Annotated in this window: 8 protein-coding genes; 2 read left to right on the top strand and 6 right to left on the bottom strand. The window is 72.8% G+C overall.

The genetic code is table 11. The features are described 5' to 3' along the window. Positions 1 to 11: 11 nt before the first annotated feature. From H295_RS0132600 to H295_RS0132575, 6 genes are all read right to left on the bottom strand, one after another. Positions 12 to 743: a CBS domain-containing protein gene (locus H295_RS0132600; RefSeq protein ID WP_020139548.1), complete on the bottom strand. Its 732-nt coding sequence runs from the start codon at positions 741 to 743 to the stop codon at positions 12 to 14. Positions 744 to 756: 13 nt separating this feature from the next. After that, positions 757 to 3,450, bottom strand: coding sequence for a bifunctional GNAT family N-acetyltransferase/acetate--CoA ligase family protein (locus tag H295_RS0132595; RefSeq protein WP_020139547.1), 2,694 nt, complete (start codon positions 3,448 to 3,450; stop codon positions 757 to 759). 156 nt (positions 3,451 to 3,606) lie between these two features. Next, positions 3,607 to 4,512 carry a universal stress protein gene (locus H295_RS0132590; protein ID WP_020139546.1) on the bottom strand — a complete coding sequence of 302 codons (906 nt, stop codon included), beginning with the start codon at positions 4,510 to 4,512 and terminating at the stop codon, positions 3,607 to 3,609. Positions 4,513 to 4,661: 149 nt separating this feature from the next. Next, complete coding sequence (locus H295_RS0132585) at positions 4,662 to 5,270, bottom strand: membrane protein (protein ID WP_020139545.1); 609 nt, start codon at positions 5,268 to 5,270, stop codon at positions 4,662 to 4,664. Between the two features lie 208 nt (positions 5,271 to 5,478). Beyond that, the gene (locus tag H295_RS0132580; RefSeq protein ID WP_234021723.1) at positions 5,479 to 8,148 is read right to left on the bottom strand and encodes a cation-translocating P-type ATPase; all 2,670 of its coding nucleotides are present in this window, start codon (positions 8,146 to 8,148) and stop codon (positions 5,479 to 5,481) included. Positions 8,149 to 8,150: 2 nt separating this feature from the next. Beyond that, positions 8,151 to 8,927 (bottom strand): universal stress protein, encoded by a 777-nt coding sequence (locus H295_RS0132575; protein WP_028809960.1) that lies wholly within the window; start codon positions 8,925 to 8,927, stop codon positions 8,151 to 8,153. A gap of 269 nt (positions 8,928 to 9,196) precedes the next feature. Between H295_RS0132575 and H295_RS0132570 the strand changes: the two genes are divergently transcribed. Continuing rightward, entirely contained in the window at positions 9,197 to 10,066 is an 870-nt protein-coding gene (locus tag H295_RS0132570) for a universal stress protein (protein ID WP_020139542.1), read from the top strand. 20 nt (positions 10,067 to 10,086) lie between these two features. After that, complete coding sequence (locus H295_RS0132565) at positions 10,087 to 12,408, top strand: heavy metal translocating P-type ATPase (protein WP_020139541.1); 2,322 nt, start codon at positions 10,087 to 10,089, stop codon at positions 12,406 to 12,408. Positions 12,409 to 12,427: the final 19 nt, after the last annotated feature.

Below are 12,427 nucleotides of genomic sequence, written 5' to 3'. Positions count from 1 at the left end.
CTCCTCTCGGGTCAGGTCCGGCGCAGCCAGTCGTCGGCCACACCGTGGAACGCCTGCTGGTCGGGCTCGATCCGGGCGTCGTCGAGCCGGTAGGTGAGCTTGTCCACGACGGCGACCACTCCGTCGACACGCGTCGTCATCGCGGTCGCGATCTCCTTCTCGCTCTTGCGTTCCGTCTGGCCGGTCAGCGTGACCACGCCGTCGGTGACCGAGACGTCCACGCTGCGTGGCGCCAGCCACAGCGCCCGCACCAGGACCTCGTCGATCACTTCCTTGCGGATCTCGGCGTCCGGGCGCAGGAACACCTGGAGCAGGTCGCGCCGGGTGACGATGCCGACCAGTCGGCCCTCCTCGTCGAGGACGGGCAGTCGTTCCACGCGGTTCTTGGCCATGGTGCGGGCCGCCTCGACGATCGTGTCGTCGGCGTGGACCGTGACGGGCGGTTGGCTCATCAGCTGTCCGGCGGTGCGTGCCTTCGCCTTCGCCGCCTGCCGGCGCGCGGCGGGTGTGAGGGCGGTGAGCCGGAAGCGCCTCTGGGTCTCGTACGGATCGGGCAGTTGAGCTTGATGGGTCATCAGGTCGGTTTCGGAGATGACTCCGATGACCTTGTCGTCCTCGTCGACGACCGGCAGTCCGCTGATGCGGTGTTCGCGGAGCAGACGGGCCACTTCCTTGAACGGGGTGCCGTACGTGGCGCGGACGACCTCCATCGTCATGACGGAGCCCACTTTGCTGTGCTTCATGGCTGTCTCCTCCTCAACGGAGCCGGCGAAGGTAGGGGTCCTGCGGCCGGCGCGGCAGCAGGCGGACACGCGCGTCCAGGACGGTCACCGCGCCCGGCTCGGCGAGTACGGGGTTGAAGTCGGCCTCGGCGAGTTGCGCCAGGTCGCTCGCCATCCGGGAGAGCCGGTGCAGCAGCTGTTCGAGACCCGGCAGGTCGACGGGGCCGCCGCCGGCCGCGCCGAAGAGCAGGGGGGCGCAGCGCGGGGAGGTGATCAGGTCGTGCACGTCGTGGTCGGTGAGCGGTGCGAGGCGGGCGGCGTGGTCGGCGAGGATCTCGGTGGCGGTGCCGCCGAGGCCGAACAGGACGAGCGGTCCGAAGACCTCGTCCTGGACGACTCCGGCGAACAGCTCGGTGCCGCGGGCCGCGAGCGGCTGGACCACCACGCCGGTGAGCAGGCCGGCGAACCGGGTCTCCAGGTCGCGGAAGGCGGCGCGGACCTGGCTGTCGCCGCGCAGGTCCAGATGGACCGCGTGCTGCGTGCTCTTGTGGAGCAGACCGGGCCAGTAGCCCTTCATGACCACCAGGCCGTCGGGGCCACGCATCCGGTCGGCGGCCAGGACGGCCTCGTCCTCGGTCGTGGCCCAGGCCCAGGGCAGCTGCGGGATGCCGTAGCAGTCGAGGAGCTCGGCACAGGTGCGCGGGTCGAGCCAGCCTCCGTCGGGGTGGGCCTCGAGGTAGGTCTCGACGCAGGCGTGGGCACGGGCCGAGTCGATGCCGTCGAGCCCGGGGACGGTACCGGCGGGGCGGGCGAGCCAGGCCGCCCGGCGGCCGGCGTGGGCCAGCGCCCGCGCCGCCGCCTGGGGTTCGGCGTACGCGGGCACGGTGCCGCCGTCGGCGCGGGACAACAGCTCGACGGGCAGCGCCTGTTCGAGGCGTACGACGACGACCGGCTTCGGTCGGTGACCCGGCCCTGCGGTGACTGCCCTGACGAGGTCGTCACCGGTGGCGGTCGCGACCGCGGTGGGGACGAGGGCCACCAGGACGGCGTCCACGCCCGGGTGCCGCATGATCCGGTCCACGCAGTCGGCCAGTTGGTCCTCCGTGACGGCGGCCGTCGCGTCCACGGGGTTCCCGATCGCGGCGCCCTCGGGCAGCACGGCGACCAGGTCGTCGACGAGCTTGGCGGGGGGCGCCGGCAGGGTGAGTCCGGCTTCCGCGCAGGCGTCGGCGCTGAGCACACCCGCGCCGCCGGCGTTGGTGACGATCGCCACCCGCGATCCGGCCGGAAGCGGTTGGGAGTGCAACAGGGCCGCGGTCTCCAGGAGTTCACCCACCGAATGGGCGGCGGTGATGCCTGCCTGGGTGAACAGGGCCTGTCGGGTCATCGTGCGGGTGGCGGCCGCGGCCGTGTGCGAGGCGGCGGCGCGGCGCCCGGCGTCGGTGCGCCCGGCGTCCACGGTGAGCACCGGCATGCGCCGGGTCACCCGGCGCGCGGTGTGGGAGAAGGCACGCGGGTTGCCGAACGACTCGAGGTGCAGCAGGGCGATGTCGGTGCGTGTGTCGCTCTCCCACCACTGGAGCATGTCGTTGCCGCTGACGTCGTACTTGTCGCCGAGCGAGACGAAGGAGGACACGCCGATGCCGAGCCGGGACATTCCGTCGAGCAGGGCGATGCCGACTCCGCCGGACTGCACGGCCACGCCGGCGGTGCCGGGGCGTGGGTGGTGCGCGGCGAAGGTCGCGTCGAGGCGGTGCTGCGGGTCGGTGTTCGAGATGCCCAGGCAGTTGGGTCCGACCATGCGCATTCCGTAGGTGCGGCAAGCGGCCAGCAGGGCCTGCGCCTGATGCGCGTCCAGTCCGGCGGTCACGACGAGCAGCGCGCGTACGCCCGCCTTGCCGCACTCCTCGGCGGTCGCCGGAACGGCCGCGGCGGGTACGGCCACCACCACGAGGTCGGGAGTCCTGGGCAGTGCGCTGACGCTCGGGTGGGAGGGGACGCCGAGGACGGAGGTCGCCGCGGGGTTCACCGCCCACAGTCGGCCGGTGTAACCACCGGCCTTCAGCTGGTGCAGGACGGCGCGGCCCACGGAGCCCGGCTTGCGGCCGGCGCCGACCACGGCGACCGCGCCCGGCCGCAGCAAGGGGCGCAGGCTCTCGACATCGGCGGCCCGACCACGCTCCTCCACCGCCGTCAGATAGGTGTCGTCCTCGTCGAGCGCGATGGTGCAGCGCACTTCCGGTCCCTCGAAGCGCCGGGCCGTGCGCAGACCGAGGTCGGCGAAGAGACGCAGCACTTCCTGGTTCTCGCTCAGGGCGTCGGCGGTGAAGGAGGTGACGCCGTCCGCGCGGGCCGCGGAGACCAGGTGCTCGAGCAGGAGCGTGCCCACGCCGCGGTGGTGCAGTCCGTCGGCGACCGCGATGGAGATCTCGGCCGCTGTTCCGGTACCTCCGGTGTCGTACTCGGCGAGGCCGATCACCTGTCCGGACCGCTCGGCGAGCAGGGCACGGTAGCCGACGTGAGGTGTGGCGCAGGCGCGGTCGGCGGCCATCTCGGCGGAGCGTCGGCTCGCCGCGAAGAACCTCAGGCGCAGGTTCTCCGGGGACATCTCCTCGTACAGGCCCTGCAGCTGGTCGTGGTCGGCCGCCGCCACGGGGCGGATGCACACGATGGTGCCGTCCGCGAGCAGGGCATGGGTCCGGGGACCGCTGAGCGTTTCGTTCTTCATCGCGGCTCTCCTCCAGGTCTCTGTGCACTTCGAGCGTCCAGCGGAACGGGGCGGGGGCCCATGGGCTGAGCGGCGGTGATGTGAGGGCCGGTCGGCCCTCGGTGACCGCGCCTCGGGGCCGGCCCGGGACCCGGGCGAGCCCCACCACGCTCGGCGTCAGTGGTGCGGGAGCACGGCGACCGGGACGGCGGAGTGGTGCAGGACCGCGTGGGTGACGGGTCCGATGTGGGCGCCGACGGACCTGCGCCGGACCCGGCGGCCCACGACGACCAGGGAGGCCTCGCGGGACGCGTCGACCAGCTGGCGGCCCGGGCTGTCGGGACGGGACACCTCGGTCACCTCGACCGACGGATACTTCTGCCGCCAGGGGCGCAGGACCTCGCTCAGCCGGGCGGCCTTCTGGCGGGTGATCTCGTCGTGGTACTGCGGGTCGAGGGAGAGGCCGTACACGTAGTACGGCGGCAGGTTCCAGGCGGAGACGGCCCGTAGGGCGGTCTCGCGTCGGGCGGCCTCCTCGAAGGCGAACTCGATCATCGAGTCATCGGGGTCGTCGACGTCGAGGCCCAGCACGACGGGGCGGAACGCGGTGCCCGGCGACGGGACGCCCACGGGGTCCGGCTCGTGCTCGTCGGCGGCCTGTTCCCCGGCACGGACCAGGACGACCGGCCGCTCGGCATGCGCCACGACCGCCAGGCCGACGGAACCGGGCAGGAACCCGCTGATCCCGCTGAGCCTGCCCGAGCCGAGCACCAGCAGTTCGGCGTCCCTTCCCGCCTCCGCCAGGATTTCGGCCGGCCGGCCTGCCACGTCCTGCATGTCGACTTCGAGGCCCGGATGCCGCAGGCGGATGCCGTCCGCCGCGTCTCGTGGGACCTTCTCACTCCAGTACTGCAAGGTCTCACCGCCGAGGAGCGGTGCCTGGGCCATCGGCTCCGGAACGGGCTCCGAGACGTGGACCAGCTTCAGCGGCAGGCCGCGCGAGGCGGCTTCGCGGGCCGCCCACTCGGCGGCCGCGCGGCTTTCGGCGGAGCCGTCGAGACCTGCGACAACGGTGCGGACCATGATTCTGCCTCCTGATCTGGATGTCTGTCTCCAGCGTCGTGCGGTCAGGTTCGGCGAGGCAGGGGCCGCTGGTCCCGGAAGCCGGCCGACCGGCCCCACCGGGCGTGACACGGCGGGCCCCGGCCGGGACCCGCCGTGCCGTTGCGGGGTCACTGCATCCAGCGGTTGCGGCTGACGAAGGGCAGGCGGGCCCACACCTTGCCCAGCCCCCAGACCGCACCGGCGCCCGCGGCCGCCAGGGCGATGAGGACGACGGCGTAGATCAGGTGGTAGTCCACGAACGGGTTCGTCGACATGCTCGGTGAGCCGTCCGAAAGGTGCTTGGCAGGCGGCCACTCCGCGATCCACATCAGCGCCATCATGGCGGTGCCGGCGACAGCGGCGAGCCGCAGGCCGATCCCGGCCATCAGGGCCAGGCCGACGCCCAGCAGACCGAGCATGAAGAGCCAGTCGGCCCAGGCGTCCCCTGCCCACGCGTGGAACGTGGACTCCATCGGGCCCGCGGCGACGCCGCTCAGGAAGCCCTTGGTCGGCGAGCCGCCGTCGATCCAGCCCTTGCCGGACGGGGTCGCGTAGCCGAAGCCGAACGTCTTGTCCAGGAACGCCCACAGGAAGACGAACCCGGTCAGCAGCCGCAGTCCGGCGAGTACGTACGCGCTGGTCGCCGTGGTCGTGACGGCCGCGTCGGCCGTTCCCGTCCTCCGCAGCGACGGGAACCGGAAACCTGCGTGTCGGTGCGGGGTGTCGTGGACAGCCATGGTCGTGATCCTTTCGGGAGTCGGTGCGTTCGCTTGTTCCTTGCACGTCCAATCTGCTCGCCTCAGGGCAGCAGCGCCGCAGGCCGAAGGTCTGGGGCCGGTGGGCTGAACGGCCCCTTCCGCAGGACCTGTTGGGCCCGGCCGAATGGAGTGCGACCGTGAGCGAGGGAGATGAGACGACCGAGGCACGCACCTTCACCGTCCGTCGTCAGTGCACGAGCCGCTTGACTCCGCGCACGAGGAGCTCGACCAGGAGCACCGTGGCTGCGGTCCCCAGGCACAGGGCCCATTGGACCGGGTCGAGCGGCTGCGTGCCGAATACCTCGCGTGCCCAGGGCAGATGGACGGCGGCGATCTGTACGACGAGGACGCCCGCCAGACACCACCACAAAGTGCGGTTGCGCAGTTGGTGACGACCGAACAACGGGCCCTGGTCGGCGCGGGCGTTGAACGAGTTGAAGAGCTGGAACAGGACGAACGCGGTGAACGCCATCGTCAGCGCGGTGTCGGTACCGGCCCACGGCCGGGCGAAGGCCAGCAGACCGACGGTGCCGAGGGCCATGACGGCGCCGGCCCTGCCGATCGTGATCAGGCGGCGGGCGTCCAGGATCCGCTCGCCGGAGTCCCTCGGCGGGTGTCGCATCACGTCGTCCTCGGCCGGGTCGACCGCCAGTGCCATGGCCGGCGGCCCGTCCATGATGATGTTGATCCACAGGAGTTGGGCCGCGGTGAGGGGCGCGGGCAGTCCGGCCGCCGCAGCACCCAGCAGGGTCAGGATGGCGCCGATGTTGGTGGCCAGCTGGAAGCGGACGAACTTGACGATGTTCGCGTAGATGGCGCGCCCTTCCCGCACGGCACGCACGATCGTGGAGAAGTCGTCGTCGGTGAGCACCATGTCGGCGGCTTCCTTGGCCACGTCGGTCCCGGTGACTCCCATGGCCACGCCGATGTGTGCGGCCCGCAGCGCTGCCGCGTCGTTGACGCCGTCACCGGTCATGGCGACGACATGGCCCCGCTCGGACAGCGCCCGCACGATGGCCACCTTGTGCTCCGGGACGACGCGGGCGAACACACCGATGTCGTCGATGCGTCGGGAGAGCTCTTCCGGTGTCATCCGGTCCAGCTCCGCCCCCGTCACCACGTCCCCGTCGATGTCCAGTTCGCGCGCGACGGCCTCCGCGGTGTCCGCGTGGTCGCCGGTGATCATCTTGACGGTCACCCCCGCCGTGCGGCACAGGGCGATCGCGTCCCGTGCCTGCGCGCGCGGTGGATCGGCGATTCCGGCGACGGACACCAAGGTCAGGCCGGTCAGCGACACCTGATCGGACACACCGTCCACGAGGGCCGTGGCGGCGCCGAGGACGCGCAGTCCCGAGCCGCCCAGTTGCCGGGTCACGTCCAGCACCTCGCCGCGGCACCGGTCGTCCAGTTCGCTCACGCCGTCCTCGGTCACCACCTCGGAGCACAGCCCCAGCAGCACGTCCACGGCACCCTTGACGTAGACACGCGTACGACCGTCCGGTTCGGTGTGGAAGGTGGCCATGTACTTGGTGGCCGCGTCGAAGGGCAGTTCGCCGGTGCGCGGCAGTTCGGCCCGCAGCCCGTCGGCGTCCAGGCCCGCCTTCGCCGCGAGGACGACCAGAGCGGCCTCGGTGGGATCACCGACGAAGCCGTCGTCGGTAAGGTGCGCGTCGTTGCAGAGGGCGAACGGCAGGAGCGCGGACAGCGACGTCGCCTCGGCACCTCGCACCACGCCTTTCGTGCCGTAGCCCTCGCCGGTGACCTCGTGCAGACGTCCGCCGGCCCAAAGAGCCCGTACGGTCATCTCGTTGAGGGTCAGGGTCCCGGTCTTGTCGCTGCACACGACCGTGGCCGAGCCCAGCGACTCCACCGAGGCCAGTCGTTTCACGATGGCTCCGCGGCGGGCCATGCGGTACACACCGAGTGCCAGCGTCAGCGCCAGGACGGCCGGCAGTCCTTCGGGGATCGCCGCCACGGCCAGGGCGACGGCACGCAGCGCAATGTCCGCGAGGCTCTCGCCCCGGATCAGGGCGACGAGCGCGTAGGCGACGACCGCGACCCCGCTGACCAGGGCGAGCCGTCGGCCCAGGCTGTCCAACTGGACCTGGAGCGGGCTGGGTGGTTCCGCGTCGGCACGCAACGCCGCGGCTATGGAACCGAGTTCGGTGCGCATGCCGGTAGCCGTGACGATCATCTCGGCACGGCCGCGAGTGAGCGCGGTGTTCATGAACAGCATGCCGGTCCGCTCGGCCAGCGGCACCGGGCCGGTGACGGCAGTGCTCTTGGCGACCGGCAGGGACTCGCCGGTCAGGGCCGCCTCGGCTGCCTCCACCGTCTGCGCGACGATCAGCCGCCCGTCGGCCGGCACCCGGTCGCCCGCCTCCAGCAGGACCACGTCCCCGGGCACCAGGGCGTCCGCCTCCACCAGCCGCTCCATGCCGTCGCGGCGAACCCTGGCGGTCGGCACCAGCATCCGGCGCAACGCCTCCAGGCTCCGCTCGGCACGCCGCTCCTGGAGGTAGCCGAGGACCGCGTTGATCTGCAGGACGACGGTGATCACCAGTGCGTCCCTGATGTCGCCGATCGCTCCGGCGACCACGGCCGCGATGATCAGAATTCCGATGAGCCAGTTGCGGAACTGGTCCAGGAATTTCAGCCATTCCGGCCGCCGGGCGGGTTCGGCCAACTGGTTCGGGCCGTGGACGGCGAGGCGTTCGGCGGCCTCCCGGGAGTTCAGGCCGACGCGCGGGTCGACGTCGAGGCCTGCCGCCGACTGGGCCGGGGTCAACAGATGAGCGTCCAAGGCGTCCGCCCGCGGCGGGATCGGCTCGGTCTGCGCGGCGGTCGGGCCGTCCACGGTCACGTCTTCCGGTGCGGGATCACGGCGACGGGGCAGTGCGCGTGGTCGACGAGGGTCCGGGCGGCGGAGACCCGCAGCGTGTCAGCGACGGTGTGCCGGGCCCCGATCACCACGAGTTGGGCGGTGCCGCTCGCCTCGACGAGGGCGTGCCCGGTCCAGGAGCTCGTCCGACGTTCGTGGACGACGACGTGGGGATGCTTCTTCCGCAGCGCGGACAGCGATCGTGCGGTCCTGGTGCGCGAGTGCAGGACGACCAGGTCGGTGCCGCGTCGGGTGGCCTCCGAGAAAGCGAACTCGGCCGCCTCACGTGACGCGTCGTCACCGATTACCACTGGGCCGTCCGGGTCGCTCCTGCCCCGAATCACGAGCAGCGGGCCACGGCTGCGGGCGGCGAGCCGTCCGGCGACAGAGGCCCGGAGACGACCGCCGACCCCGGCCACCGGACTGCCGCCCACAACGGTGAGCGACGCTGTACGTGACTCCGATTCCAGTACGGCCGAAGGCTCACCGACCAGGACGTCCTGCGTGACGGCCACCCCGGGGGCGATACGCCGGGCCGCTCGCCGGGCCTCGGTCAGCGGGCCCGTGAGCCTGGCACGTGTCGCGGCCCCGTCCCGGTCCCAGGGCGGCACGCCGGGCGGGAGGTGCGTCGACGAGCAGGTCAGGGCGTGGGTCAGCCTGAGCCCCGTGCCCAACCGCTCGGCCTGCCTCGCCGCGGCCTCCACGGCGGCCAGGCTCGACGACCCGTCGACTCCCACAACGACCGGACCACTCATGACGGCCCTCCCCTTCCCTTGTCCGGCTGTCTCCGCCCCACGGGACGACGGCAGTATCGAGCGGCCGGGGCCAGGCGATTCACCATTGGCCGGCCCCGTCCGGCGTCCACGGCTCCAGCCTCCGCTCGACGGGACGGCACCGCAGTGGGCCGTATGGGCCCGAGGAGCACACCGTCCGGCCCTGCCTCGACGGACGAGGGACGACGACCCTTGGGGTGGGAGGCAGATGCGCGACGCTCTTGCGCCGCACCGAGCACCGGAGGTGCGCCATGACCGGATCCGGAGTGAAGGGACCTGTCGTCGTCGGGCTCGACGGCTCCCCCGCGAGTGTCACCGCCGCGTGGTGGGCGGCCCGTTCGGCCGTGGAGCGGCGGCTGCCCGTCCTGCTGCTGCACTCCTGGACCACTCAGCCGCTCGCTACGCCCATCGCCCAGGAAGCTCTCAGCAAGCAGCGCTACGGCGGTGAGGTGCTCGAGCGCATGGAGGCCGAGCTGCTGCACCGCCACGACGACCTGAAGGTGACCACCGAGCTCGTGTCCGCACCCGCCTCGAAGGCCCTCGTGGACCTCGGCGGCACAGCTGCCATGCTGGTGCTCGGCTCCCGCGGGCACGGTTCGATCGCAAGCTTCTTCCTGGGCTCCGTCAGCCTGCACGTTCTGGGTCTGGCCCGGTGTCCCGTGGTGGCGGTGCGGGCGCAGGACACCGACGACGCCGAGCGGTACGAGATCGTCGTCGGGGTGCGGGAGGCGGGGGCGGCCTCCGATCCCCTGTTGGAGTTCGGCTTCACCGCGGCCGAGGCACGGGGAGCGCGAGTGCGCGCGGTTCGGGCGCTGCCTTTGTCGTCCCTGGTGGCCCACCCCCGTGGCACGCATCCGGACGAGGGCTACGAAGTGGACGAACAGGCCCGTCTCGCCGCCGCCGTGGCACCGTGGCGGGAGCGGTTCCCCACGGTCGCCGTCACCTATGAGGTGGCCAGGGGAACCGCCGCGCACGTGCTGCTGACTGCCTCGGCCCACAGCGCGCTCACCGTGGTGGGCCGAAGGCGGCATCCGGCTCCGCTCTCCTGGAAGCTCGGGCCGGTCGCGCACGCGGCCCTGCACCACGTCCCGTGCCCCGTCGCCGTCGTCCCGCACGACTGAGCCCGGCGAAGGGGACTGTCATGGGCCGTACCGATGCGAGGCGTCCGCTGCGCCGGCTGCTCCGGCCACCGGGGCTTGAGAGCGCTCTCCTCGTCGTCACGGCTGCCGCGCTCGCCGCCGGTGTCGTCTGCCGGCTCGTCGGCGCCGCCGGACTGGCCGATCTGTGCTGGGGTCTCGGCACGGTCGCCGCCGTCCTCCCGGCCGTCGGCTGGGTGCTGGACGCGCTGCGGCGCGGACACGCGGGCGTGGACCTGATCGCCGTGCTGGCTCTGGGCGGCACCCTCGCCGTGGGCGAGTACCTGGCGGGCGCGCTCATCGCGCTGATGCTCGCCTCGGGCCGTGCTCTGGAGTCGGCGGCGCAGCGGCGGGCCTCGCGCGATCTGCGCGCGCTGCTGGAACGCGCCCCCCGCACCGCCCGGCTGCGCGTCGGCGAGGAGGTGCGTACCGTGCCGTCGGCCGAGGTCGAGGCCGGCGACCTGCTGGTGGTGGGGCCGGGAGAGGTGGTGGCCGTGGACGGCCTGGTGGCGGGGGAGCCGGCCGTCCTGGACGAGTCCGCGCTCACCGGTGAGTCCCTCGGGGTGCGGCGCGCCCAGGGAGAGCCGGTGCGCAGCGGGGTGGTCAACGCGGGCGGCGCCTTCGAACTGCGCGCCACCGCCCGGGAGCAGGACAGCACCTATGCGGGGATCGTGCGGCTGGCCCAGGAGGCGGGCGCCGAGTCGGCCCCCGTGGTGCGGCTGGCCGACCGTTACGCGGCCTGGTTCCTGCCGCTCTCGGTCGTGGTCGCGGGGCTGGCCTGGCTGCTCAGCGGTTCCGCCGTCCGGGCCGTGGCGGTCCTGGTCGTCGCCACGCCCTGTCCGCTGTTGCTGGCGGCTCCGGTCGCCGTCGTCTCGGGTCTGTCACGGGCCTCCCGCCTCGGGGTCGTGGTCCGTGACGGAGGGGCGCTGGAGAACCTCGGCCGCGCCCGGACCCTGCTGCTCGACAAGACGGGCACCCTCACCGGCGGCCGCCCGCGGGTGCTGGACGTGGTCGCCGCGCCCGGCTGGCAGTCGGCCCAGGTGCTACGCCTGGCGGCCTCACTCGACCAGTACTCCCCGCACGTCCTCGCCCAGGCCGTGGTGGAGGAGGCAAGGCGGCGCGGGCTGCGGCTGTCGGTGCCGGCGGACGTGTCCGAGGAACCGGGCCGCGGTGCGGTCGGCACCGTTGCCGGGCGTCGGATGGGCGTGGGGCGTCTCAGCGACGGCGCCGAACGGCCGTCCTGGGCCCGCTCGGTGGACAACCGTGCCGTGCTCGACGGGGCGTCCGTCGCCTGGCTGACGGTGGACACCATGCCTGTCGGCGCCGTCCTGCTGCGGGATCCGCTGCGCTCGGACGCGTCCCGTACGCTGCGACGGCTGCGCGCTGCGGGCGTCGACCGGTTGGTGATGCTCACCGGCGACCGTCGCGAACCCGCGCGCGAGGTCGGTGCCGTGCTCGGCCTGGACGATGTGCGAGCCGGTCTCACGCCTGCCGGCAAGGTCGCCGCGGTACGCGCCGAACGGGGGCGTGCGGTCACCGTGATGGTCGGCGACGGTGTCAACGACGCGCCCGCCCTCGCCGCCGCGGACATCGGGGTGGCGATGGGCGCCCGAGGGGCCACGGCTTCCTCCGAGGCCGCCGACGTCGTCCTGACCACCGACCGGGTGGACCGCCTGGCCGACGCCGTCGCCATCGCCGTCCGGTCCCGGCGCATCGCCGTGCAGAGCGCGCTGGGCGGCATGGCACTGTCGCTGGCCGCGATGGCCGCGGCGGCGTGCGGTGTGCTGCCGCCGGCCCTGGGTGCCCTGCTCCAGGAGGGCATCGACGTCGCGGTGATCCTCAACGCACTGCGTGTGCTGCGCGACGACCGCGCGGGCAGGCCGGCCCTGACTCCCGCGACCGAGGCCCTCATCCACCGCTTCGCGAGCGAGCACGACGACCTGCGGGACGTCCTCGACGCTGTACGGGAAGCGGCCGACCGGCTGACCGACGACAGCGGGCCGAAGTCCCTCGCCGCCGTGGCCGACGTGCACCGGCTGCTCACCGAACGGCTGTTGCCGCACGAGTACGCCGAGGAGCACGAGTTGTATCCGGCGCTCGCCCCGACGCTCGGCGGTCCCGAGGCGACGGCCACCATGAGCCGCGCGCACTCCGAGATCGACCGCCTCTCCCGGAGGATCGCCACCCACCTCACGCTCGCGGGACCGGACGGCGAACTGGACCCGGAGCAACTCGACGACCTGCGCGCCTGCCTGTACGGGCTGCACACCGTGCTGCGCCTGCACTTCATACAGGAAGAGGAGAACTACTTCTCACTTGCGCCGTGAGGCGTCGCCATGAGTGTCG

The organism is Streptomyces sp. 351MFTsu5.1, assembly GCF_000383655.1.
GTDB lineage: Bacteria > Actinomycetota > Actinomycetes > Streptomycetales > Streptomycetaceae > Streptomyces > Streptomyces griseorubiginosus.
The sequence above is the reverse complement of the archived record's forward strand: the minus strand, read 5'-3'. Positions and strand labels throughout refer to the sequence as shown.

What these genes read in the sequence shown, in the direction of transcription:
- H295_RS0132600 (WP_020139548.1), bottom strand. Translation starts at nt 743, where the DNA reads ATGAAGCACAGCAAAGTGGGCTCCGTCATGACGATGGAGGTCGTCCGC.
- H295_RS0132595 (WP_020139547.1), bottom strand. Translation starts at nt 3,450, where the DNA reads ATGAAGAACGAAACGCTCAGCGGTCCCCGGACCCATGCCCTGCTCGCG.
- H295_RS0132590 (WP_020139546.1), bottom strand. Translation starts at nt 4,512, where the DNA reads ATGGTCCGCACCGTTGTCGCAGGTCTCGACGGCTCCGCCGAAAGCCGC.
- H295_RS0132585 (WP_020139545.1), bottom strand. Translation starts at nt 5,270, where the DNA reads ATGGCTGTCCACGACACCCCGCACCGACACGCAGGTTTCCGGTTCCCG.
- H295_RS0132575 (WP_028809960.1), bottom strand. Translation starts at nt 8,927, where the DNA reads ATGAGTGGTCCGGTCGTTGTGGGAGTCGACGGGTCGTCGAGCCTGGCC.
- H295_RS0132570 (WP_020139542.1), top strand. Translation starts at nt 9,197, where the DNA reads ATGACCGGATCCGGAGTGAAGGGACCTGTCGTCGTCGGGCTCGACGGC.
- H295_RS0132565 (WP_020139541.1), top strand. Translation starts at nt 10,087, where the DNA reads ATGGGCCGTACCGATGCGAGGCGTCCGCTGCGCCGGCTGCTCCGGCCA.